At 60.7% G+C, this 25080-nt stretch carries 17 protein-coding genes and 1 pseudogene; 5 read left to right on the forward strand and 13 right to left on the reverse strand.

Annotated features, from left to right (window positions below; genetic code table 11):
* From PMA3_RS00310 to PMA3_RS00325, 4 genes are all read right to left on the reverse strand, one after another.
* Complete coding sequence (locus PMA3_RS00310; protein ID WP_064675299.1) at nucleotides 1-3420, reverse strand: amino acid adenylation domain-containing protein; 3420 nt, start codon at nucleotides 3418-3420, stop codon at nucleotides 1-3.
* 13 nt (nucleotides 3421-3433) lie between these two features.
* On the reverse strand, nucleotides 3434-4363 hold the full coding sequence (locus tag PMA3_RS00315) for a diiron oxygenase (protein WP_064675300.1): 930 nt from the start codon (nucleotides 4361-4363) through the stop codon (nucleotides 3434-3436).
* Entirely contained in the window at nucleotides 4360-5142 is a 783-nt protein-coding gene (locus tag PMA3_RS00320; protein ID WP_064675301.1) for a DUF3050 domain-containing protein, read from the reverse strand. Before PMA3_RS00320 ends, PMA3_RS00315 begins: the two co-directional genes overlap by 4 nt.
* A 657-nt stretch (nucleotides 5143-5799) precedes the next feature.
* A complete protein-coding gene (locus PMA3_RS00325) occupies nucleotides 5800-6510 on the reverse strand; it encodes a GntR family transcriptional regulator (RefSeq protein ID WP_064675302.1) in 711 nt (236 codons plus the stop codon).
* Nucleotides 6511-6651: 141 nt separating this feature from the next.
* Here PMA3_RS00325 and PMA3_RS00330 point away from each other — a divergent pair.
* Both PMA3_RS00330 and PMA3_RS00335 read left to right on the forward strand, forming a co-directional pair.
* Nucleotides 6652-6831, forward strand: a pseudogene (locus PMA3_RS00330) (hypothetical protein); the annotation flags it as partial.
* A 429-nt stretch (nucleotides 6832-7260) separates the two neighbouring features.
* On the forward strand, nucleotides 7261-7536 hold the full coding sequence (locus PMA3_RS00335) for a DUF6124 family protein (protein WP_064675304.1): 276 nt from the start codon (nucleotides 7261-7263) through the stop codon (nucleotides 7534-7536).
* Between the two features lie 116 nt (nucleotides 7537-7652).
* On the opposite strand, the gene bcsC is transcribed toward PMA3_RS00335, so the two are convergent.
* From bcsC to bcsE, 9 genes are all read right to left on the reverse strand, one after another.
* Complete coding sequence (bcsC, locus tag PMA3_RS00340; RefSeq protein ID WP_420848590.1) at nucleotides 7653-11153, reverse strand: cellulose synthase complex outer membrane protein BcsC; 3501 nt, start codon at nucleotides 11151-11153, stop codon at nucleotides 7653-7655.
* Nucleotides 11154-11215: 62 nt separating this feature from the next.
* Nucleotides 11216-12352, reverse strand: a complete 1137-nt coding sequence (bcsZ, locus tag PMA3_RS00345) for a cellulose synthase complex periplasmic endoglucanase BcsZ (protein ID WP_064675305.1) — start codon at nucleotides 12350-12352, stop codon at nucleotides 11216-11218.
* Nucleotides 12342-14660, reverse strand: coding sequence for a cellulose biosynthesis cyclic di-GMP-binding regulatory protein BcsB (bcsB, locus tag PMA3_RS00350; protein WP_064675306.1), 2319 nt, complete (start codon nucleotides 14658-14660; stop codon nucleotides 12342-12344). The genes bcsZ and bcsB overlap by 11 nt, the downstream gene beginning before the upstream one ends.
* Nucleotides 14657-17248, reverse strand: coding sequence for a UDP-forming cellulose synthase catalytic subunit (bcsA, locus tag PMA3_RS00355; protein WP_064675307.1), 2592 nt, complete (start codon nucleotides 17246-17248; stop codon nucleotides 14657-14659). Before bcsA ends, bcsB begins: the two co-directional genes overlap by 4 nt.
* Entirely contained in the window at nucleotides 17245-17964 is a 720-nt protein-coding gene (gene bcsQ, locus PMA3_RS00360; protein ID WP_064675308.1) for a cellulose biosynthesis protein BcsQ, read from the reverse strand. The genes bcsA and bcsQ overlap by 4 nt, the downstream gene beginning before the upstream one ends.
* Nucleotides 17961-18224: a cellulose biosynthesis protein BcsR gene (gene bcsR, locus PMA3_RS00365; protein ID WP_064675309.1), complete on the reverse strand. Its 264-nt coding sequence runs from the start codon at nucleotides 18222-18224 to the stop codon at nucleotides 17961-17963. Before bcsR ends, bcsQ begins: the two co-directional genes overlap by 4 nt.
* Complete coding sequence (bcsG, locus tag PMA3_RS00370) at nucleotides 18194-19825, reverse strand: cellulose biosynthesis protein BcsG (protein WP_064675310.1); 1632 nt, start codon at nucleotides 19823-19825, stop codon at nucleotides 18194-18196. Before bcsG ends, bcsR begins: the two co-directional genes overlap by 31 nt.
* Nucleotides 19812-20030, reverse strand: coding sequence for a cellulose biosynthesis protein BcsF (gene bcsF, locus PMA3_RS00375; RefSeq protein WP_064675311.1), 219 nt, complete (start codon nucleotides 20028-20030; stop codon nucleotides 19812-19814). Before bcsF ends, bcsG begins: the two co-directional genes overlap by 14 nt.
* Nucleotides 20027-21571 carry a cellulose biosynthesis protein BcsE gene (gene bcsE / locus PMA3_RS00380; protein ID WP_064675312.1) on the reverse strand — a complete coding sequence of 515 codons (1545 nt, stop codon included), beginning with the start codon at nucleotides 21569-21571 and terminating at the stop codon, nucleotides 20027-20029. Before bcsE ends, bcsF begins: the two co-directional genes overlap by 4 nt.
* Before the next feature lie 702 nt (nucleotides 21572-22273).
* On the opposite strand from bcsE, the gene PMA3_RS00385 reads away from it, so the two are divergent.
* Genes PMA3_RS00385 through PMA3_RS00395 form a run of 3 tightly spaced genes read left to right on the forward strand, consistent with a single transcriptional unit; the run spans nucleotide 22274 to nucleotide 25079 of the window.
* Nucleotides 22274-23170 (forward strand): TauD/TfdA dioxygenase family protein, encoded by an 897-nt coding sequence (locus PMA3_RS00385; RefSeq protein ID WP_064675313.1) that lies wholly within the window; start codon nucleotides 22274-22276, stop codon nucleotides 23168-23170.
* Nucleotides 23171-23187: 17 nt separating this feature from the next.
* Nucleotides 23188-24213, forward strand: a complete 1026-nt coding sequence (locus PMA3_RS00390; protein WP_064675314.1) for an ABC transporter substrate-binding protein — start codon at nucleotides 23188-23190, stop codon at nucleotides 24211-24213.
* Nucleotides 24214-24218: 5 nt separating this feature from the next.
* Nucleotides 24219-25079, forward strand: a complete 861-nt coding sequence (locus PMA3_RS00395) for an ABC transporter ATP-binding protein (RefSeq protein ID WP_064675315.1) — start codon at nucleotides 24219-24221, stop codon at nucleotides 25077-25079.
* Nucleotide 25080: the final 1 nt, after the last annotated feature.

Raw genomic sequence — 25080 nt, forward strand, 5'->3', positions numbered from 1 at the left:
TCAGATGAAATTGATTTCTTTGAGGTAGTCGCAGCCGCGACGCAGCAGCGCCGGGGATTTTTCCGGGTAGTGCGTGCCCATCTGGCGCACGCCAGCGTGGGCGTTGTCGTGGCCGATCATCGAGATATCGCCGATGTCTTCTTCGAAGCCGTTGAGGTAGAAACCGAGTACGCCGAACAGCGCGTTGTCGCTATTGACCCGGCCCAGTTGCTGCTGCCAGTCGGCGACGCTGGTCATCGAAAACTCCCGGCCGGCCTCACGAAACGAAGCGACGTAGGCGTCCCAGCTCAAGGGTTCGGGGTTGTGCAGGTTGAACACGGCTTTGTCGGGCTGATAACGGCTGGCGTGGAAGGCAATGAAGCGAGCCAGGAAATCCACCGGCATCAGGTCGAAGTTCAGCGCGAACTCCGGTACCTGACCGAGCTGGATCGACCCCTTGAGCATCAGCATCAATCGGTTCTTGTGCGGCTGGCAGACGCCCGTAAGGCTGTTGAAGCTGATATTGCCGGGGCGATACAGATTGACCCGCACCCCACGCTCGCGAGCCCGTTCGAGGATGCGTTCAGCGACCCATTTCGACAGGTTATAGCCGTTCTTGATGTAGATCGGCGGGGTCTGTGCGGCCGGCAACTCAAGGACCCGGCCATCGGCGGAAAGGGTGCTGGAAGCTGAAAGCGTCGAGACAAAGTTGAAGATCTTTTTGCTGCGCCCTTCGCACAAACGCAGGCATTCGAAAATCGGTTCGACGTTGTCCCGCGCCAATGACTCGTAATCGAGAACGTGATTGACGTTGGCGGCGTTATGCACCAATGCACCGTATTCCCGGTCCAGTCGCTCATGGACATCCGCGGCTAACCCCAGATCGGGACGGGTAATATCCGCCGGATAAACCCGCACCCGGCTCAGGTCCAGATGCTCCAGACGGTTCTCCCGCAAGGCCTGGGCAAAACGTTCGGCCGCCGAGTGCCCGCCACCCTCTCGCACCAGGCAGGCGACCTCGCTGGCGCCCCACGCCAGCAGTGCCTCGACGATGTGCACACCGACAAAACTGTTGGCACCGGTGACGATCACCTTGTGTACATCGCCCATGGCGCTCACCGGCAAGGGCCGCACGTCCAGCTCGCGGGAGGCGTCGGCCATGGCCTGTTCGCTCAATACTTCTTCGGTGCCGGAGCCACGAACCAGCGTCGCCAGCTTGCTGATGGTCGGCAGTTCGATGAAGCGGTTGATCGAAATGCTGCGGCCGAATTCTTCACGCAAGCGCAGGAGCATGCGCGACAACAGGATCGAGTGGCCGCCCAGGTTGAAGAAGCTTTCGTCGGTGGAAATATCGCTGGCCGGCAACTCCAGCAACTCGGCCCAGATCGTCAATAACAAGGCTTCATCGGCACTGGCAGGCAAGCGCCGTGAGTGGCTCCCGGTGATGCTGACAGGCAGTTGCAGCAGTGCCTGGCGATCGACCTTGCCGTTGCTGGCGAACGGCATGCAGGCCAGTTCGGTCCAGGCGTTGGGCTGCATGTAATCTGGCAGGCACTCAATGGCGTGTGCTTTCAGCGCTTCACGAGCAGCGTCGGGCTGATCTTCCTGAGGCTGCGCAAGAAAGGCCAGGATGCGCCGCTGGCTGTCGATGACCACCGCCACCTGGCGGTATAGCCGACTGTCGCGCAGGCAGCGTTCGATCTCTTCCGGCTCGACCCTGAACCCCCGGATTTTCACCTGGTTGTCCCGGCGCCCGCACAGCTCGATACCTGCGCTGGTCCACTTGGCCATGTCGCCGGTGCGGTAGGCGCGCAGGCGCTCACCATTGGCCAGGCGCAGGTTCAGATAACGTTCGGCGGTCTGCTGCGGGTTGTTCAAATAACCCAGGCACACCCCCGGACCGACGATGTACAACTCGCCTGTGGTCTGTTCAGCCACCGGTTGCAGATTTTCATCGAGAATCAGCACCTGGCTGTTCGCAATCGGCGCGCCGAGGGTGCGATTGCTGTCGCCGCTGCGCAGTTGTCGCGCGGTGATCAGTACCGTGGCTTCGGTCGGGCCATAGAGGTTGTAGAGCTTGCCCTGGCGGGTCAGTTGCTCGATGACCCAGGGCTCGCAGACATCGCCGCCGGTCATGACATGATCCAGGCACTGCAATTGATCCAGCGGCAGGATGCTCAACAGCGCGGGCGGCAAAAAGGCGTGGCTCAGTCGTTGATGGCGGATCAGTTCCACCAGTTGCAACGGGTCGCGACGTTGATCGTCGCCGGGCACGATCAGCTCGGCGCCCTGCAGCAGGGTCGGGAAGATATCGATCAGCGACGAGTCGAAACCCAGCGACGAAAACTGCAACACCCGGCTCTGCTCGGTCAGTTGCACGTAGTCGGCGTACCACGCGCTGAAGTGCGCGAGATTGGCCTGGCTGAGCAATATGCCTTTGGGATGGCCGGTGGTGCCCGAGGTGTAGAGCGCCATGCAGGGCGCATCGAGATCGGGTCGCTGGTGCATCAAGGGTTGATCGAAACCTGCATCATCGATGTCGATGCGGCTGAGATCCAGACCGGGCATTTCGGCCGCGAGCGGATGTTGCCCATCATGCAGCAGCAACACCGCCCCGGCATTTGACAGGATGTACTGCTGGCGTTGCAGCGGATGGCTGGGCTCGAGTGGGAGATACACCGCGCCGCTGCCGAGAATCGCCAGAATCCCCGCATACAGTGCGCTGCATTTTGCCAGGCAAATCCCGATCACCACGGGTGCCGCGTGCTGATCGACCAAGGGTTGCAAACGCTGCGCAATAGCGCAGCTCAGGGCATGCAGTTCGCGATAACTCATGGAAGTACCGGCGACGTTCAGCGCCGGTCGCTCGGCGGACTGAATGAAACGTTGCTCAAGGCGCTCGATCACAGGTATTCGTGCCAGTTGCAGCAGCCTGGGTTCTGCAGTGGTATTGAGCCGATGGACGAAGGCCAGGCTTTCCAGAAACAGCAGATTCGCCACCTGTTCACAAGAGGCGCAGGTTGCGGGCGGGGCGAGCAGAAAATACTCGGCATCCCGGGAGTAACGGCTGATCAAGAGCGCCACGTGGTCCACCAGCTCTGCCACGGCTCGCACACGCAACGCCTGGCCGTTACCCGAAGGCTCATCGGCAATCGGCACGCGGCTCAGCAGTGTCGAGCCGTACAGGCACAGCAGGTCCAGCGGCGGCAGGCCTGAGGTTCCCGGCGTGCCGACGCCCAGTTGCAGGGTCACTCGCGGCACGTCGCCAAAGGAATCACCGGGCAGGCTGGTATCGTCGATCAGCAAATCGACGTGCCCTGGGGGCGGCTGCTCATCGAGGGACGTCAGCCGCCTCGGCGCATGACCCTGTTGTTCGAGTTCCTGCGCCAGGTCGATCAAGGCCTGGCTGCGTCCAATGAGCAGAATGTCGAGACGTCTCATGATGTGCTCCTCATTAAGCCAGGTAGTCGCCCAGGGCGTCTTGCACGCACGGCGAGTCGAGCAGTGAACTGCTGCGAAAAAACCGCACGATGTTGGCGACCAGGGGGTGATGGCGATTGATCGGGAAGGCCAGCCCCGAGACTTCGCTGTTGAGGGCGCGGCGTGCGACATCGCTGATCGGCAAGGACTCGATCAGCCGCAAGTCAAACGACTTCTGAATGTCGTTTGTCAGGTAATGGCTGATGAACACCGGCAGGATGTGCGCGATGCATCGACGGTCGTCTTCGCATGCGGTGTGCCAGTAAATGCGTACCAGCCGCGTCCAGAAGCCGGAGTGGCGACCCTCGTCGAGCAAATGATCGGCCATCAGGCCCTTGATCGACTGCTTGATCGTATCGTCCTTGGCGAACGCCGCGACATCCCCGGTGACGGTGTTCTCGGCGATGGCCACACAGATCAGTTCCACGGCGCTGCGCAGGTGTTGCGGTGCGAGTGCGACGGCCACTGGAATTGCCCGACTCAGTTCAATTTCACAAGGCAACCCGATCGGCGTGATGCCGGTCATGGCGATGGTCTGCTGCATGAAATCCATGGCCACCAGTGCGTGGTAGTCCTCGTCCACCACCACCGTCATGGCGTCGTAACGGCAGGCGAACGGGAAGGCCAGCGGGAAACGGTTTTTCGCGATGCTGCGGGCGGTCTTGTCGACGATCTCGGTTTCGAAGATCACCACGTCGTTGATGAATTTGTAGAGCGTCTGCACCAAGGCAAAATCGCGCTGCCCGGGGCATTCGCGCAGGAAGGTTTCGCTCAGCACCAGCGGCTGTCGGCTCAAGGGATAGATCAGCTTGTCGTCATTCTCCAGCACTCGGCGTGGGCGGGTGCGGATGGTGGCGCGGCTCTCCCAGGCGTCGGCGAAGGATTGGTAGTCGGCGGCGTTCATGCATTCACCTCGGCCGCTGCTTCGCTTACGTTCATGCTCAGGCGCAGGCCATCCCACAAGGCGATTCGGCTTTCCACGGCAGCGATGGCACTGGCATAGACCTCTTCTTCACGCTGCGGATCGCCATTGACCAGCCGCACGAGGAGGTTTGCTGCCGCCGGGCCATGCTCCTCGGCATCGACTTCGATGTGCCGCTGCAGGTAATAACGAAAGGTCGGTGCTTGCTCGCTCCCGATCCCCCAATCGTCGAGAATGCGCTGGAACATCTGCGGGATCACGCTCTCGCGACCGTGCAGAAAGGCCGCGGCGACACAATGGCCCGGCGCGTGCAAGGCGGTGTGCAGGGTATGCCGCACGAACTGCGCGGCCGCCGGATCGACCTCCACACTTCGCAACGCCACGTCATGGCTGACCCCCTCCCGTTGCAGCGCCACGAAGCGTTCCACCGCGGCCGTACTTGCACCGACCTCGCGCATGGCATCCAGATACAACTCGAAGTGGCTGTAATGACCCCGCGCCGGACGGTCATCGGACTCTTCACCCAACACTATCTCGTTGATCAGGCGCGCAGCCTGAGGATCTCGTGGTGGTAGCCAGGGTAGTTGAACGCAGGTCAGTTCCTGTTGCAGGCGCTTGGTGAGCGACATGAAATCCCACACTGCAAATACATGGGATTCCATGAAGCGTCGAAGTGCCGAGAGTGAATGTATTTCAGCAAAGATCGGGTGTGCGCCAAGTTCTGCTTTCTTGAGATTAAGACGGTCTGTTATCGATGTCATGGGCGAGCCTGTAAGTGGTGTAATCAATAAGTAACCGACACCTGAAGTTTTACTGGCGAGCGAACGCCTCAAACTAATTGATGCCGGTTGGGTGTCTGTAATTCTTCTGGTTGAGGCCTGCCGGCCAATGTTCAATGGCGGCGGGGAAAAATTAATACATAAATAAAGTTCTAGGCAAGATATTTCGATACTATTTTAAAGTTTAACTTTCTTGGGCGTGATAAGTTCCAATAAGACTTCTTGATAAAGTTTTATTTAGGCGTAGTTGCTCCTTCCGGCTTATATAAGTCAGAATCGAAACAGAGAGTGAATGCCTCACTCGAAGCAACTTTCTAATTTAAAGCGTCAAGATGATCTGAGGGGTGGAAGTGGGCCGGGAATGCCACTGATTCTTCCTTTCCCGTGACAAGACTCCTTCCGTTGGTTCCTGGTGCGAGGACTGCTTCGCTACGTGCGGCGCGTCACCCGTTCATTTATTCGTCGGCAGCCCAAGAGTGAGCGTAATTGAAGGCGGCCGCCATCACCGACGCATAAATGCAGTCGGTGCAATGATCGGGCAGGAAGGGGGTGGATCGAAGACGAGACTGTGCAGGGCGGGATAATCGCGGCAAGCGAAGACAAGCAATCCGGTTTGCCTGCTCAAGCCCGCCGCTGGAGTTACTTCGTGGTTTTGCGGTTCTTTGCCTCAGGGCTGTCGAGGTAACGCGTGATGACCACGACCGCGCGATTGAGGTGTTGTTCGAGCATCTTCACAGAGCGTTCAACGTCGCGGTCTTCCACGGCCCGTAACATCGCCCGGTGATCTTCCTGGGACAGTTTGCCCAGGCCCATGGCTTCCAGGTTGAAGCGAAGGAAGCGTTCTTCCTCGTTCAGGCCGTCTTCCACCAGCTTCAACAGCCGCCGGTTCGGTGCCTTGCTGTACAGCGACATATGGAATAGACGGTTGAGCCGACCGATTTCGGTGTAGTCATGTTGCGTTTCCAATTCATCGATGTAGCGGGCGGCCTGTTGAAAATCCTCGCTGGTCAGCAACGGAATCGACAAGCGCAGTGCTTCGGATTCCAGGAGGATCCGTAGCGCGTAAGTTTCAACGGCATCGCCCTGAACCAGCGGCGCGACCACCGCACCTTTGTGAGCGATCACGTTGAGCAGCGATTGGGCTTCGAGCTGGCGCAAGGCTTCGCGAACCGGCATGCGGCTGACGCCGAACAGGTCGGCCAGGTCTTGCTGGCGAAGGGCAGTGCCGCAAGGGATGCGACCGTCGAGTATGGCGGCACGCAGGGTCTCTTCGATCACCGAGCGGGCCAGATGAGCGGGAATCGGCCCACTGACCTTGATGCTGCTGAGAGGGTTGGGCTTCTGTGTCACTACAACGCACCCTGATTGATTGAGATAAATATTGGATCCAAATGACAGTAGTATGGTTGTACAGGATGTCAAACTATGTAGAAGGACTGTATCAATAGTTTAGCGCGTCGCCAGTGATCTCAGCGTGCCATTGTCGTTTCAATGATCAGCCGTCGGGCGCAGGCATTATACGGACCGCTGGGTGAGGGTGAGCAACGCATTGATGCCTGGCAGCGGTTGTTGGCCACGCAAAAACAGATCAGCGAGCCGGAACCGCTCGACGTGGTCAACCAGTTTTTCAACAGAAAACTGCAGTACGAAGAGGACATCGACCTGGTGCACGCGCTCAAGTCCTGTCGGGATATTCTGTGTTGTCGCCAGTCAGTCCGCGAAGGCGTCAGTAGAGACAACATCCAGGCTGGCGTAAGAATCATCTGACGGGGGACAGCAGCGTCGGAGATTTCCTTCAAATTGTGGCGGTGTTGGTGAACTTGTCCCGGCCGGGACTCAGGCCTAGTCTGGCTTTGTCACTGAATAATCGGTGACACGGACGTGCAAGTCCGGTTAAAAGACGACGCGCAACGTCATTGGTTACTTGACGGGCATACTCATGCTCGCAATGCCTGTTTTATGGCGGTTGTGCGCGGGAGATCTTTCTTTCGAGAATTATCTGCCGGGGTCCGTCTGCCCGGTCTTGCACACTCGCGCACAGCTGCCACCCCATTCGCGTGCAAGCGAACGGTAGTAGAACCACTCAGATGGAGATTTACCATGTTCAAAGTAACTCCCAATCCGCCTGCTCCCCGCAAAGACCTTCTCTTCACCGTATCCCCTGACGTTCACATCGAAGCGCTCCTGGCCAACGCCTCCGAAGACCTGCTCTCGATCAGCTCCATCGCCGCCGACCTCGCCGACGATGTGGAAGGCTCGCGCCGTTCTGTAGCCCTGGCGCTCAGTCGCATGTCCGATGGGGTTTATTTGTTGGTGGAACGAGTGCTGGATCACCTTGAATCGCCGGAAACCAGGCAGTCTCAAGTAAAGGTTTAACTGGGTAAGCCCTGCGGTGAATCGAGAATCGCCTTCGCGAGCAAGCTCGCTCCCGAAGGCGTCAGCGCGGGCAGCATAGGCCAATCGTTGGCTGTGCATGGAGTGATCAAAAAGGGTCAGCGCATGTCCGCGTATGGAGTGACCGGCTCTATGGGCATCGGCAGGTTGCCTTGCCATTCATCGAAGGTGTACCGCAGATACAGCAGGGCGCGGCTGGGGGCATAACCTTCGCTGTGTTGGTAAGTGATGCCCGTACCAAACACCAGATTATTGGACAACCTGCGCTCGACCAGGGCTTGCAGGCGGATGCCTATACCATTGCTGCTGCTGTCCTCCTTGGTCAGGGTGGGGTTGCTGTCAGTCGCGAATCCCGCGCCGTTGAGCCGCTCCTGCAGACTGCCGACCGGTTCGTGTGGATAAAGATCGCTGTCGCTGGTTTTCGAATAGGACCAACCGACGGAGCTTTCCAGCGTTGCCGACCAGTTGGCATTACGCCAGGCGTAGTTCAGCGGCACCCCGATTGAATAATACTGCTGCGGGCTGTAGTAACCGCCTTGCCCCAGTGTGTATTCACTCAGGTCCTTGTCGTACCCCCAGTACATCAGGGTCAAGCCGGTACGCATCCGTTCATCGGCGTTGTCGACGAGCCGGTAGTAATAGCCGCCCATGGCCGAGAGGCGCTGATTGTCCTCCACATTTTTGCCAAGTAACCGGTGTGCACCCAGGCTGGCCCAGACGCCATCGACACCACCTTCGTCATGGCTGAGGCTCAAGGTCAGGCCATTGCTGGTGACACCTCCCCAGCGAATGCCGGTCAGTGGGTCGACGGCGCCGGCATAGGACACCACCGAGTTGCTCATCGGCCGTCGCGAAGCGGTCAGGGTCCAGCCCACGCTTTGCCAGTCACTGCTGTAACTGACGCCACCCAGCCAGTTGCCGATTTCGAAGCCTTGCGGGGTGTGACCTAGATCGAAGGCCCAGGCGGCGTTCTTCCAGCCGACAGCAAGGCCGGGGCCGCTGGTGCTTAGCGACGTGCTGGGGCAGCCGCCGGTTACCAGCGCACAGGTACCGAATGCCTCTTGATGCCGGCCATTGTCATCGGTATCGAAGCGAGTCGCTTGCAGGTCGACCTGTTCTGCCTGGACAAAGCCCTGGCCTTCGGCAAACGGTGCATCGATGCGCAGAATCGTGGTTTGCGTGGTGAGGTCGGAAATACCCGGAGCAGTGTTGTCAGTGCGCCAGGCAAAATCCTGATAGAGGTTCACACTCGGATTTTGCTGTTGGTACAGCTCATCGACATCAGCGCGCAGGCTGCGCAGCATCCAGTCATCACCGTCGTTGGCGCGGCTGGCTTCGGTCATCGCGACGTTGTCGCGCGGGGTGGACGGTACTGATGGGGTCAAGCCGGCAGCCGCCATGCTGCGGGCATAGTTATCCAGGGCTTGTTGTGGGTTGTTCTTGGCCATCAGCCGTGCGGCGTCGCGGTAGATCAGCGGATCGGTCTGGGGGGTTTGCAGCAGTTGGGCATACAGGGCGTTGGCCTTGCCCGGTTCACCGACCGAGGCCCAGGCATTGGCCACGCGCCGTTGCCAGCCTGGCGTCGGGGCGACAGGGGGTGTGAGCTGACCCAGCGCTTCCCGGGCTTGAGGCTGGCGAGCAGTAGCGATCCAGGTCTCGATCAGCCCCAGTTGCGCCTCGGAATCCTGCGGTTGTTGCTTGAGCACCAGGCGGTAGTAATGCTGCGCCTGTGGGTAGTCTTCACGCTGGAAAGCCCAGTCGGCCAACGTCGACAGGTCATCGACGGTTGGCTTGCGAAGCAGCAGGGCAATGGCTTCGGGCTCGTGGCCGGCATCGCGCAACTTCTCCGCTTGTGCCAGCAACTGTCGACGTTCGATCCGCGTGGCCAGGTCGCGCATGTTGTCGGTCCAGCCGGCCTTGGGAATGTGTCCCAGGCTGGCGAGTACTTCGCGGTCGCGATTTTCCGTGGACAGGTACAAGGCGTGGGCGTAGCGGGCCTCGGGGTTCTGGCCCTGACGCGATAACAGCTGGCGGAACGCATCGTCGGCGTCGGCCGGTTTGCCCAAGGCGAGCTCGGCTCCCGCCAGGCGGTAAGCAAGCCAAGGGTTATCCGGGTCCAGTACGCGCATCTGTTTGAGCAAGGGCACCAGTTGCGCCCAGTCCGAGCGCGCTGTCGCCGCATCAGCCTTCAGGCTCAGGCGCTCAAGCTGGATGCTCTGACGCAGGCCGGCGAATTCGGCCTGCTTGCCGGTGGGCAGCGTATCGAGAAATGCTTCGGCCTTCTCGCTCGACTGCGCCTGGTACAGACGAACCAGCCTTCGCACAGCGCTGGCACTGTCCGGCTCCAGCTTGCGTACCTGCAATAGCAGCGCTTCGGCAGCGATATCGTCCGACTCGGCGATAGCGACGTCACTCAGACCAATCAAGGCGTCGGTATTGCCCGGGTCGAGCGTACGGGCTTGCGTGAACGCAACACGGGCTGCCGGCAAGTTTCTCGCCTCCAGCGCCAGTGTCCCTTTTTGCAACAGGCTCCAGAGCCGAGACGCTTGTTGAAGATCGCGCCATTTGGTGATGTAGAAGGTGTCTTGCTCAAGGCTCAGCGCGCGGCTGACGGCCTCGTTGGCGGCGGCGTATTTGCTTTGGCGCATCAGCGAGACGCCCAAGGCACCGTGCAGGCTTGGATCTTGCGGGTACGCCTTGAGTGCACGACGCAACAGGGCTTCGGCGCCAACGGGATCGGCATCGTTTTCAAGCATGGCCTTGGCCTTGCTGCCGGCCAACCAGGCGGGATCGGCAAGCAGCCGACGCTGTTCGGCCAGCTGCCTGGTGGCTTCCTTCGCTAATGGCGAATAGGGGTAATAGCCCGTGAATGCCTGCCAGGTCTTGGCCGTTTCGGGGCTGACCGGCAGCCTGACCAGATAGTTGTATTCAGTTTCTGCCGCGCCGGCGCTTGCCAGCGGATCCGCAGCCAATTGGTGCAGCACCGCCAAGGCTTCGTCATCCCGATCCTCGGCGAACAACAGCCCGACCAGCATCTGTCGCAGGCTGGCGCTGCCCGGGTAGTTGTTGTCCAGGTTGCGCGCCGCAGCGATCGCCGGCTGCCGTTGTCCGGGCAGTCGACTGCGGATACTCCAGTACTCCACGGCTGAGGCAAGGTCGGGTGGTTCATCGCCGAACAGCTGTTCGTATGCTGCGGTGGCTTCGTCGAAGCGGCCGGCCGCCGCCAGCAAGCGCGCCTGCTGCAAGTCCCTGACACCGCTGGCGCTCTGCAGTTTGACCAGTGCCAAGGCTTGGCGCAGCTCAGGTGAGCCGGGGGCCTGCTGGCGCAGGCGGGTCAGCAATTGCTCAATCCACTGCGCGTTCATGGCCGGGTCCTGCCGGGCAGGATCGGCGCGCAATGCCTGGCGGATCTTGCCGACCAGCACCTGTGGGTGATTGGGCGCGATCAGTTCCAGGCGCGCCAGAGAGTCATTGATGAGCTCTTCACGGAACATTGCCTCGCCAACACGCATCTGCTGCAGCAACCATTGCTGTTGCGCCTGTTGCGAGCCTGGGGCTTGCGCCGCCAATGCCGAAGAACACAGGTAAAGGCTGGACAAAAGCGTGCCGCACGTCAGAAGTGATCTGAGCGTAGATATTTTCACCGCCGTTTTTCGCAGGACTAGCCTTTGCATGAACCCTTCCAATTTGGCACCAGCCGTCCGTCTTTATCGAATCGGTAACGTTGTTCGTCCCAGCCTTGGCCGAACATCAGCAGCGAATGGTTGTAATAGGCATTGGCTAGTTCAGGCGCCTGCTGCACACGTTCTCGCTGAACGGCAGCCGCTGCGCTGGCGCCACTGGCGGACAGCAGTGGCAGCATCGCCGCGGAAAAACCGACAGGCCCGGTTCCGGTAGCGCTGCCGCTGACACTGTCCACATGCTCGGGCACATAGCCCAATCGAGCGGTTGCCTCGAGCATCGGTTTGAAATGCGCCAGCAGTTGCGTGCGACCGGGAGCGTCCTTGGCCAACATGCCCAGCCACAGGTACACACGGATGGCGTCATAGCTGCCGTCCGCACCCTTGGCGTCCGGGCTCCAGCGCTGCTCGGTCTGCCACATCAGCCAATCGGGGGCGAAGCCTTTGGGCGAGGTTTCAATCAGCATGCGCCGGGTGTTGTCCGCCAGCTCTGCCCAGACTGGCGCCTCGCTGGAAAACCGCGCGAGCAGGTGCAGTGGCAGGTAGCTTGGATTCAAGCGCACGCCCTCGGCGGACTGGAAGCCCACGTCGCCCGGCAGCAGCATCAGCCCCAGGCCAGGCAGTTTGTGCAGGGTTTGCGCGGCGCTGCGCCAAAGCAGATTGCGACCCTGAATTTCGAGCTCCGGGCGCTGCCACAGGCGTGCGGCTTCCAGCAGGCTGTAGGCGATCCACAAATCAGCGTCGCTGGCATTGTTGCTGTCCAGCACCTGCCACTGTCCGTGCTGGGACTTGCCCCATTTCCAGGCCGGCAAATTTCGGTCCAGGTCGCCTGCGGCCAGGTTGTTGCGGGTCCAGGCCAGCAGCCGGTCGAAGGACTTGCGATCGTTGGCGACCAGGGCGAAAAACAGTCCGTAGCTCTGGCCTTCCGAGGTGCTGATGCGCTGCTCGGTAGAGCCGTCGATGACACGCCCGTCCGCGCTGATCATCGCTTGTTTATAGCGTTCCCAGGCGGGCCACGGACAATTGTTCGCCACCGCCGCGTGGGCTGGCAGCAGCGCAAGCGCGACAGCCAGCGCCAGGCCCGGCAATGCACCAGGTGCTGCGGGCTTACTCTTCATAAGCCAGACGACGACGCGCCGCCCACTGCAGGACTCGCCAGACCAGGAAGGCGGTCAACAACACGCCGGTTGCGGCCATGAAGGCCAGCAGGATCGGGTGGTCCGACAGCTTGAACCAGAGCATCAACCACCATGGCAGATGGCCGACATAGTACGGTTCACCCACCATTTGGCTGCTCACACCACTGCTGCGGATCAGCACCACGGAACCTGAGACGGCGTCCATCTTGCCGCTGTCGGCGAGGGTCTCGCGCAGCAACTGGTAGTCGCTGTCCTGGGTGGCCAGCAGCGCAACGATGCTGCGCTGTTCATGGAAGGGTGACTTCATTCCGACCATGGCCGCGATCGGGCCTTTGGCGGACACCTCGACCCGGCTGGCGGCCAGGTTACGCTCGTCGGCGTATTGCCATTGCTGCGCTGTCGTGCGACCGGGTTGGGTGTTGCTGGCCTGCAGCAACCAATCGCGGGAGCGGTCGAGCAGCAGGTTCAAGTCGCGGTTTTCACGCACGTCCGGCGCCAATGTGCCGAGTACCAGCAAATCGGCATCGAGTTTGGCCGCATCGCTCCAGTTATCGCTGACATGCAGACCGAAGGCCGGCAGGCCGGAGCGTGCGGCAATACCCGCCACCGCCTCCAGGTAAGTACTCAGTTGAATGGCCGACGGTTGTGGTGACAGCAACACCATGGTTTCCGACAGGTCCGCCATGCGGCTGTAAGGGAATCCACTGCGGGCGAAGGTCTTGAGGTCAGGCATCGCAATGTAGTGGTGATAACCGGACATATCGATGCTGGACTGGTCGTCGATCACGGCCTGGGTATCGACCGGCAGCGAGCTCTGGCAGCGGTCGCGCTGAGAACTGCTGGCGGTGCTGGCAAAGCTGAAGTTGAAGCTGAGGGTGTTGCGGTCACCGATTTTCAGGGCCGGCACCGACAGGCGCTCGCTGGTGTTCGCCGATTCGCTGGAGAGCACCGCCAGGCGCAACTCATCCAGGCGGCTGTTGCTGTTGCCCGGAAGTGGCAGGCTGGTGATGAATTGGTTGTTCAGGCTGATGTTCAGCCGTGAACCATCATTGGTCGCTGCTGGTGGTGTATAGCGGTACTTGGTCTGCAGGGGAATCCCCTGGTTACGCCAGACGAACAGGTCCGGCGGCAGGTTGATGTCGACGTTGATCGGCAGCGGCTGTACACCGCTGACGCGCAATTGCTCGGGGTATTTGACCAGCTCGGCGAAGCGCACCGCGCGATCGGTGCGCATCCAGTTTGGCGCGTCGTAAGGTTTGCGCGGCAGAATCCGCTGGACCTCGTCGACGGTCACTCGTGAACCGCGAAACAGGTCGCCCCCCAACGCCAGTGCCTTCACCGCGGTAATCAGGTCGGCTTCGTTACGGCCCATGACCAGCAGTACTTTGCTGTAGCTGTTGGCGGGGTTATCGATGATCTGCACCACCGGTGCATCCACTGCCGGGAATGTCTTCAGATCGGCGAGCATGGCGGGGCGATGATCGTTGGTGGCGAAGACGATCGAAGGCAGGGCCTTGTCCTTTGCTGTAACGCCAGGCAAGTGATCGAACGCTACCGGGAATCGGGTCCCGCGCCAGCCGGCCTGGCTGCCGAAATACGATGCGAGGATGCCGGCCGCACGCTGCTCCTCCAGGGTCGGGTTCGCGGCGAAGACCATGTTCAACACCGGGCTCTGGTAGTCCCGTGCGTCGAAAAAGGGCAACGGGAACCAGGCCAGATCATTCTCCGCGCTGAGCGCCTGCTCGGTAACCGAAATATGGCTGACCCGGCTGACGTTGACCCACAAGGCGCTGTTGGACGGTTCTTCACAGATGTCGGTGTAGTGCCCGACAAACTCCAGCCGTACACGGTTGAAGTCACTGATCAGGCGAGGGTCGAGCGCCACCTGGCGAGTGACCTTTTTGCCCAGTTGGTCTTTCTCGATCGGCAGCACATTCATCAGCACATCGTTGAGGTAGATGCGCAGGTGGGACAAGGTCGGGATCAGGGCGGGGGACGGGGTGTATTCCAGTTGCAGTTTCGCATCGCTGGCGATGCGGTCGCGGCGCATGGTGAATTCGATCTGATCGGTGTTGTTCGTGCCCAGCAACAGAGTGTCAGCCGGGCGCCCCAGCTGCGCGAAACTGCGCTGCACATCCCAGCTCGGCATGACCGGGACGGCGACAGCGGCCTCCAGTACGGGGACGGTAGCCGCGGGAGGCTGAACCTTCAAGGTCTGCGCCTGGGCACAGCCAACGGCCAGCAACACCAGGCCTGCCAACAAGGATTTTTGCAAATAGCGGCTCATGATGCGCTCACCGGACGAGAAGAAAGAGAAGAGACGGCCTTCGGAAAGCGCGGTACATAGCTGATCACCCATGCGCCCAGGCGCACGAATGGCGAGGCCAGCTTGCGGATCCATGCAGGCAGGTATTCGAAGAGGCGGTAATAGCCCATCATGCCGAGCTTGAGCACATCGATGAAGCTGCGCAGCGGCCGGTCCTGGATGAAGTCTTCATTCCAGTTCAGCCAGGCATCGGCACGGGCGAAGGTGCACTGCACGTAATCGATTTTTTGCTCGGCGGGCAGGTCCTGCAGGCTCACACCGACAAAATTCTTGTGGCTGCGGCTGACGAAGCAAGGGAACAGAAACTCCCGCTGGCCGCGCTGCATCAGCAGCGACACGCGGCTACCGACCGCCAGCGACATCGATACTTCAAGCTCGATACCCGCCCCGCCGTCGGAGTAGTCCACCAGCATGCCGGGATAGAAATGGCCGTTCTCCAGCCGGATGGCAACCGGCAGACGCGCCTGGACCCGGTGCGTTTCCCGGACCTGGCGAACTTCTGCAGCGATGGCCACCGCGGCGCCGACGATCAGCAGGTTGTAGATCACCCACAGGCTGCTCACCAGGGTGGTGCCGATCTCGTTGGCCGGGCCGTAGATCAGGCGCCACACCGCGAAACCCAGGCCCACTACGTTGAGCAGTGCGAGCACCAGGTAAGGCTGCGCGATGCCCCAGTCGAACTGGTTCTCGGTCATCAGGCCGCCTTTGGCAGTGACGTTGAACTTGCCTTTTTTCGGATTGAACAAGGCGACGGTGGTCGGGCGGGCGATGTACCAGGCCAGCACCGTTTCATAGACTTCGCCCCAGAACGTCAGGCGATGTTCGCCCTGCATGCGGGAGTTGGTCAGGCTGGCATGCAGCATGTGCGGAATCACGTACAGTACGATCATCAGCGCCGGGGCGTAAATGATGTAGGCATGCAGCAACAGAAAGGCCAGGGGCGCCGTGAGGAACACCAGGCGCGGCAAGCCTGCCAGGAAGTGCAACATGGCGTTGGCGTAGCAGATCCGCTGGAATATCGTCAGGCCCTTGCCCAGCAACGGGTTGTCGGTACGGAAAATCTGCGCCATGCCGCGCGCCCAGCGAATGCGTTGGCCAATATGCGCGGAGAGGCTTTCGGTCGCGAGTCCGGCGGCCTGCGGAATTCGCACGTAGGCCGAGTTCCAGCCCCGGCGGTGCAGGCGCAACGCGGTGTGCGCATCTTCAGTCACGGTCTCGACGGCAAAGCCGCCGATGTCGTCTATCGCCGAGCGCCGCAATACCGCGCAGGAGCCGCAGAAAAACGCGGCGTTCCACATGTCGTTGCCGTCCTGCACCAGGCCGTAGAACAGCTCACCCTCGTTCGGCCGCTGGCGGAAGGTGCCGAGGTTGCGCTCGAACGGGTCCGGCGACAGGAAGTGGTGCGGTGTCTGCACCAATGCCAGTTTTGGATCGCGCAGGAACCAACCAACGGTCAGCTGCAGGAAGGAGCGGACCGGTACATGGTCGCAGTCGAAAATGGCCACCAGCTCGCCGTCGAGCTTGAGCAATGCCTGGTTCAGGTTGCCGGCCTTGGCGTGCTTGTTGTCCGAACGCGTGATGTAGTTGACCCCGGCCTCGGCAGCGAACAGGCGAAACTCCTCGCGCTTGCCGTCGTCGAGAATCGAGATGCGCAACTTGTCATGGGGCCAGTCGATACCCAGTGCTGCGTATACGGTGCCACGCACAATCGACAAGTCTTCGTTGTAGGTCGGGATCAACAAATCGACTGTTGGCCACAGGCGGGTATCGGCCGGCAACTGCGCCGGGAGGCGCTGCAAGGGCCAGCACGTCTGGATATAGCCCAGCAGCAGTACCAGCCAGGAATAGGTTTCGGCAATCAGCAACAAGACGCCGAAGGCCAGGTCCATCGGGGCCGCCCAGTTCAGCGTCGCGGTATAGCGCCACCACAGGTAGCGGCAGGAAACGATGATCGACAATACAATCAGCAGCAAGGTCGGGAACCGCCCGGGAACCCTGCGAACCACCATGGCCACGGCCCAGAGCAAGAACACGAACATCAATTGCGAACCGTAGCCGAACGGCTCGGTGATGCACACGACCACCAGGACCAGGCCGACAGCCGCGCAGCAATAGTTCAGCCAGTGCTGCTGGCGAGGGCTGAGGGTCTGCCACCATTTCTTGCATGAATGGAGCGTTTTGCTGTCATTCGCCTGCTGCGGCAACCCATTGAGAAATCGGGCCGCGCGCTCCCACAGCCGCAGGTTGGACTGCCCCAGACCCTGAACCCATTGCGGCTTGCTTCTGCGGCGACGCTCGGGCAGCGGCCTGGCCACCAACAGCCACAGGCTCTGCAGGGCGATGCGTAGCGGATCGCCCGCATTCGGCGCTTTGTTGGCCACGTGCGGGTACCAGCGTTGGCGCTGCGCCAACAGCGTCTGCCAGACGGGCGACTCAAGTCGCAGGAACACCCAGGCCAGCGCGGTCAGCGTCGCCAGCAAGAACGCCGTCGGCGGGTAACAGTCGTACCGTCGGCGTAAATGCATGTAGGGGAAGATCCGCGCGATCATTGCGCCTCCCGGCGTCGGGTCAGGCACCAGGTCGCCAGGCTGAGGGCATCCTGGGCAGACAGGCTGGCGGGTGCGTACTGGCCGACCGGCTGCTTGAACGCCAGGGCTTCGCGCATGGCTTCGTCGCTGTGCACGGTAAAGGGCAGGAGACGAGAGGCCAAATGCGTGCGCCAGATCAGTAACAAGTCGCGCTGCAACAGGCTACCGGGCTCATAACGGTTGACCAGCAGTGGCGCCGTCCCGCCTTCCTGCAGCATCAGGACATGGCAGGCGGCGTCGGCTTCGGTCACGCGGATCGGGAACAGGCACGGGCCGATCATTGCGTGCCCCTGCAGCCGTTGCGGCAAATCGAACAACACCCAATCATAGTGCGCTGCCAGGCTTGCCTGACGTCGCGCCCACAGAATCGGGTCGTCCAGCAGTTGTTGTTCGACACGCATGGACTCTTGCCAGGACAGGACGCCATAAGGCAAAAGGGCAAGCGTGGGCGCCAGGCTCCAGGCCTGGGCGTGCCAATCGTCGCCATCGAGCATGGCGCGCGCCCAGCCGGTTTTCTCGCTGGCGACCAGATTGAAGTGCAGGCGCAGCAGGTTTTCCGGGCACATATCAATCATCAGCACCCGCTCCCCAAGCGTGTGCAGCGCGTAGCCGACAGCCGCCAGCACCGAGCTGGTCCCCACGCCGCCGCGTACGCCACGCAGGCTCAACGCTGTCACTTCAGCGCTCCGAATTTACGCTGCCGGATCGGCTGCGCCACCGGCAATGGCGGCTCCGTCGGCGCAAGTGCGGGAAAGCCGAACTCTTCCAGCAGCGGCCAGCGGCGCAGGGCACGGCGCAGTTCCAGTTGCGCCGAAATATCGACGTATTCAAGCTCGGGCAGCTTCAGCTCGACCTTCAGGCGGGCGATGTCATCGGCCCGCTCGGTGCGTGACAGTGCCTGGTTTTTTACTGAAATCTTTGGGGGTAAGGCAGCCATGTACCCTTCTCCTTGATTCGAACATAAGGCTTGCCGGCGTAGTCGACGACGACCGTCCCGGCGTTTTCCGATACCGCCGGCGTTTCTGGCAGATTGGCAAGCAGGGTCTGCCAGTCCGGGCCCTGGCCGTCAGGCGGAGCGGGCGACGCATACAACCGTGCGATGATTTCCGAGAGGGCCAGGTAGCTGCTCGGCTGGGTCACATGGACGGGGCCACTGCGCGGGTTCTTGCCCATGCCTACCAGCTTGATGCCCACGGGGACGTGGGTAATCGATGGGCTCGGGATCTCGCGCATGCCCGGAATCTGCATACGGTCGCCATGCAGGGCCGCACCGTGTTCCGGCACGATCACCACCGCCACCCGGCGTCCACTCTTCTCCAATTCCTTGAGGAAGACATTCAGGTCCTCCAGCAGGGTTTGCGCCCGCGGCTTGTAGTCGGCACTTCGCGTGCCGCCGTCGGCGGTCAGGGCCCGGTTGCCGTCATGCAAGGTAGTGGAGTTGTAGAACAGCGCCACGCGTGCACTGTCTTGGCTTTCACGATGCTCCCACCACTTGTCCAGCACATCCCGGTCGCGCCAGATCGGCGAGCCATCGAACGCGACCAGTGTGCGCTGCAAATCGGCGGTGCTGACTGCCGGCGCCGGCAGGGACCCTTGTGCGCGGACTTCATCGATGAAACCTTCAAACTGACCGGTGTGATTGAGCATGACTTCGTTCTCGAAGCCCAGCTTGCGCAGATCGTCCATCAACAGGCATTGCTCGGGGGCCACCGCGTACAGCTTGCTGTGCGATGTCTGGCCGCAACTGGCGCGCAACAGACGAATAGCCGCCGGACCGCTGTAGGCGGTCGCGGAGTTGAAGTTGTCGAACACCACATCCATCTGTGCCAGCAGGGCGTTGTCGCGCAGGCCGATAGTCTCCAGGTCATCCCAGGCCAGTGAGCAGATATTGATCAGTAACAGGTCGAACGGCTGGGCAGTGGCATCTGCCGGCTTGAACTCGACATGCCGTGCGGCCTCGGTGTCATAGAATTTTTGCAGGTAGGCTTCCAGCGTCTTGCTGTCCGGTTCGCCTGCCGTGGTGGCCTGCACGGGCGTGGCCGACTGTGCCAGCGATTGCACGGGCACATGCAAGGTCGACAGGCTGCTGACGCTCAGCCAGGCAAAGGCGGCCAGTGTAAAGGTGGTGAGGCGCAGCCATTGGTGGATGAAAAAGTACGCGACCACAATCAGCATCAGCGCGCCGCACAGGTTCCAGTCAATGAAGCGTCCAGCCAGCTCCAGCAGGTACTCCGGCGTGAAATTCAATACCCCGGGCTGGTCGAGCAAGCGACTGAAGGGCGGCAGCCAAGTGTCCTGATAGAGCAGCGCCACGCCCACCGGAACGGCAATCAGCGTGCGCAGTGTGGCCAGATGGCGCTGACGCAACGGAATCAGCAGCACGGCGGCGAAGACCAGGTTGGGCAACACCTGCAGGTTCAGGTAACCGCCCCACATCAAGGCCAGCTTGATCAAAAAATACAGATTCCAGCGCCCGAGTCCCGGCCAGGTCCACGGGTTTTGCCGGACGGGCAGGTCGAGTTTTTCAAACTGACTCATCGATATCACTCGCAGCAGGCGCTTGAGGTGCTTGAGGTGCTTGAGGCGCGCGCCGACGCACGCCACAGGGCTTCAAATAACGGGGCGACAGGTGTCGTCGGAACCAACGCAGGGCGCGTTGTTCAACAGCACGCAGCAGCAAAACCAGGGCCAGGGTCATCAGGCAACTGGCCGCGATGACTTGCAGCAGTTGGAAATACATCATGGGCACGGTTCCGACAGAGGCAGGCTGATGCGTTGCGGGATGTAGCCGGCACGGGCAATCGCCTGGACCAGGTTGTCCGTTACTTGCTCGCTGGCCATGCGGTGCGCTTCGGATAGATGGGGCGCGTCGAGAAAGGCCTGGCGTGTCAGGTCATCGACTGTCGACAGCGGGGTGATCACGCTGAAAATATCGCGCCACGGCAAACGGCAGATATTGCCCAGTGCAGGCTCCAGTCCATCGGTCCGGCAGGCGAACAGAAACAGATAGAAGTACCCGTCGAGCACGCAGGCGATGTCGCCGAAACGGCGCAAGGTGATCTGGTTCAGGTATTGGTCGATGTCCAGGTCGCCGCGCGGACGTAACCGCAGCAGTTGGTGGGTGACCTCGCCCGATGCGCTGCCGTAGATCTGGTCCAGCGTAGTGATGAACGCCAAGGGGGCCAGCAAGCCACGTTGGGCAGGAGGACGGAGGCGATCGAACAGCATTTCGACATTGGCCACTTGGCGATGCCGCCAGGTCTGCCCCTGAACGCTGTCCACCAGGCTCAGGAAGTGCGCCAGCGGCGTCTTGAACGGCACGATCAGGTTGGCGCCACAGGCCAGCAACAGGCGTTCGTCGCGATAGCGCAGGCACGGCTCCATTTCACGCACGATGATCTTCAACGCAACACCGCATCGCTCGCGCAACGCGTGAAGACGGCGGGCCAGCAGTTCAACTTCCTGGTTGCTCTCCAACGCCATGATCACACTGGCCGCCCGCGCACGAGTGGCCTGGTCCAGCAAGTCGTCGCGATGTTCGAACAATCGCCATTGCTCGGAAAGCGGCGGTGCACCTTCGAGGACCGAGCGCTGGGTCAAGTAAATGCGCTGATCGTCAGTCCGTGTCTGCGGCGGGCTGGATAGTTGGGTGACGCTCAAGCCGAAAACCTCATTTTCCAATACAAGGTCGAATGCCTGAGCGGCGCATACACCCATCTCGCTGTGCCAGAAGTTCAGCTGGTAGCAAATGCCTCCGTCGCGTCGATAAAGCTGGGCAAGCCCGGAAATGTCTTCATTGAGTGCCAACAGCCGCTCGTGCAGCGCAGGCGCCTGGCCGTGGCATAGCACCAGTAAGGTGCAAGCCCGTTCATTGAGCCATTGACGCATGCCCTCAATCCAATGTCGCAGCTGGCCGCCGGAGAAGTTTTCAACATGGCTGGCAGCGAGCATCAACACCAGGTAACTGCCTTGGCGAATGTTGATACGGGAGAGATCACTCGCAAATGCATTGAAGGCCGCACGAATGGCGGCGTCATCAGGCACCGAAAACATTCTCAGCGCACCGGGTCCGGCATCGCTGGCCATTGAGTCGACCACGGTGGCCGGGTCCTGGCCGCAGCAGGTCAAAGTCGCCGCATGGGTTTGCTGCAGCGCCGACAAAAACTGACGGGCAATAAGGTTCGCATCGGCCGGCTGATCCAGCGCGACCCAATACAGACCTGCCTCTCGCAGGCATATTTGCTCATCCTGCAGATGCCGGATGGCCAACGTGACTTGACTCAAAACCTGCTACTCCCCTGATCCTTGATGCTTAGGACGCGCCGGGCTGGCTGGCGGCCGTGCGAGCCTGACTGCAAGAAACCATCCAACGTCCGCGCACAGCCGCACGCTTCGCTAGCGGGCAGCAGAGAGTTCACGATTGGGTAAAGCGTCTGAATATTGGCGAGATCTGTCGCGTAAATTATTTGTGCGTCAGGAAGTCGACGATTCCTGCCTGCCAGGATGTGAGTTTTTTCTTAGCTCTATTCGACCTAAAACACACGGCAGTTATTGTGATGAGGAATGGGCGCGCAATGTGTGATATCAGATTGGGGGTGTCAATAATTTGAACGGTAGCGCAAGTTTTTTTCCGACGAGCGGTAGGCTTGTCCGACGGACTGTCATGAAAATGACGCCATTTTTGCTGTTTGTTTGGCGCCTTTGCACCTGGAACGCCTTTGAGAGCACGCTAAATCTTCTGCGACACGCAATGTGTTTCTTTCATGAAACACTAAAAATGAAACAGCGTTGCGTCCGCTAAAGGCGATCGACAGAAATATCCATATTCCTTATTGATATTTAAAATAGATCTATTATTCCTATATCTTGCAATTCTGCGTACCTGCCGACCAATCGGCGCGCCGCACGAAAATGAATGACCACGGTAAACCCGTGGATTTCTGATCGTTGCGCGCACCTAGTCGCGCACTGCGTGGGAGTGAATATATGTCTTTGGCCTCTGTTTCCCTGGCTGCCTGTGAAAGTGCAGCGCAACTCTTCGAGGTACGTCCATTTGCCGGCGCCGTCGGCGCCGAAATCATCGGCCTCGATCTATCCCGCCCAATCAACGATCAGGACTTCGCCCGCATCCACCGGGCGCACCTGGATCATCACGTGGTGGTGTTCCGGGACCAACGCATCACCCCCGAACAGCAAATCGCCTTCAGCCGGCGATTCGGTGTGTTGCAGATCCACGTGCTCAAACAGTTCCTGCTGGCCGGGCACCCGGAAATTCTCATCGTCTCCAATATCATTGAAAACGGCCAGTCCATCGGTCTCGGTGATGCCGGCAAGTTCTGGCACTCCGACCTTTCCTATAAAGAATTGCCAAGCCTGGGCTCAATGCTGCATGCCCAGGAACTGCCTGGCGAAGGCGGCGACACCTTGTTCGCCGACATGCACAAGGCCTGGGACAACTTGCCCGAGGCTCTGCGCAACGTCGTCGAAGGTCGCTCGGCCGCGCACTCCTACACGGCGCGCTACAGCGAGAGCAAATTCGAAGGCAACTGGCGTCCGACCTTGACTCCGGAGCAGCTGGCTCAGGTCGCGGAAGTGGTGCACCCGATCGTGCGCACCCACCCGGAGAACGGTCGCAAGGCGTTATTCGTCAGCGAAGGTTTCACCACCCGCATCGTCGGTTTACCTGAAGACGAGAGCCAGCAGCTGCTCGCCGAGCTCTACGCCCATAGCGTGCTGCCGCAAAACATCTACCGCCATCAATGGCAGGCCCACGACCTGGTGTTCTGGGACAACCGCTCACTGATCCACCTTGCCGCCGGCTGCCCCAGCCATCTGCGCCGCAAGCTGTATCGCACCACCATCCAGGGCGACGCGCCTTTCTGATTTGTCGGAGAATTCCCATGTCCAAACGCCTTTCATTTGCACCCTTGGCTGCGGCCATCGGCCTGGGTTTCAGCCTGATCGCCGGCAGCCTGGTCGCGCCGACCGTGGCCCGGGGCGAAGGTGAAATCCGCATCGCCGAACAGTTCGGCATTGTTTACCTGTTGCTCAATGTAGTGCGCGATCAGAACCTGATCGAGAAATACGGCAAGCAGGAAGGCCTCGACATCAAGGTCGACTGGACCCAGCTCTCCGGTGGCGCGGCGGTCAACGATGCATTGCTCTCCGGTTCCATCGACATTGCCGGTGCTGGCGTCGGTCCGTTGCTGACCATCTGGGATCGCACCCACGGCAAGCAGAACGTCAAGGCCGTAGCCTCTCTGGGCAACTTCCCCTACTACCTGGTGAGCAACAATCCCAAGGTCAAGACCATTGCCGACTTCACCGAGAAGGATCGCATCGCGGTGCCGGCGGTGGGCGTCTCGGTGCAGTCGCGGTTCCTGCAATACGCGGCTGCCAAGCAGTGGGGCGACAAGGAATTCAATCGCCTCGACAAGTACACCATCGCCGTTCCGCACCCCGACGCCACGGCGGCGCTGATCGCTGGCGGCACCGAATTGAGCGGGCACTTTTCCAATCCGCCGTTCCAGGATCAGGCGCTGACCAATCCCAACGTGCATGTGGTGCTGAACACTTACGACTTGCTCGGCCCGAACTCGCCGACGGTGCTGTTCGCCACAGAGAAATTCCGCAACGAGAACCCGAAGACCTACAAGGCTTTCGTCGAGGCGCTGACCGAAGCGGCGCAGTTTGCCCAGAACGATAAAGGTGCGGCGGCCGATACTTATATCCGCGTCACCAAGGCAAAAATCGACCGTGCTGCGCTGTTGAAGATCATCGACAATCCGCAGTTCGAGTTCAGCGTCACACCGAAAAATACCTATCCGTTGGCCGAGTTCCTCTTCCGTGTCGGCGCGATTAAAAACAAACCTGACTCGTGGAAGGACTACTTCTTCCAGGATGCCAAGCCGTTGCAAGGGAGCTGATCGAGATGAACGCCCCTTTGCAAGGCCACACGGTCAGCAACCCGATCGCGGCAGCGCAGGCGCTGTTGTCGGTCGACAAGGTCAGCCTTGAATATCGCACGCCACAACGGGTGGTTCGGGCGACTCATCAGGTCAGTTTCGACATCGATCCGGCGGACCGTTTTGTGCTGCTCGGTCCATCCGGTTGCGGCAAGTCGACGTTGCTCAAGGCCGTCGCCGGATTCATCCAGCCTTGCGAGGGCGAGATTCGGCTGCAAGGGCAAACCGTCACTGCGCCGGGACCGGACCGGATCGTGGTGTTCCAGGAGTTCGATCAACTGCCGCCGTGGAAAACCGTCAAACAGAACGTGATGTTTCCGCTGCTGGCGTCGAAAACCCTTAAGCGCCAGGAGGCCGAAGAACGGGCGCTGCACTATCTGGAGAAGGTCGGGCTGGCGGCGTTTGCCGATGCCTATCCGCATACCCTTTCCGGTGGGATGAAGGCGCGGGTGGCCATTGCCCGAGCCTTGGCGATGCAGCCGAAAATCCTCCTGATGGACGAACCCTTCGCGGCCCTCGATGCGTTGACCCGGCGCAAAATGCAGGAAGAGTTGCTGCTGCTCTGGGAGGAAGTGCGTTTCACGTTGCTGTTCGTCACTCATTCCATCGAAGAAGCGCTGGTGGTGGGCAATCGGATTTTGCTGCTGTCGCCCCATCCGGGTCGCGTGCGGGCCGAAGTCCACAGCCATCAATACGATTTGCACAGCCTTGGCGGCGTGGAGTTCCAAGCGTCCGCGCGGCGCATTCATCGCTTGTTGTTCGATGAAGGCCAGTCACCGGACACCGAGCGCGAGCTGGATTTTTCCGACATCCGCATCGCTTATTGAG

Source organism: Pseudomonas silesiensis, assembly GCF_001661075.1.
GTDB lineage: Bacteria > Pseudomonadota > Gammaproteobacteria > Pseudomonadales > Pseudomonadaceae > Aquipseudomonas > Aquipseudomonas silesiensis.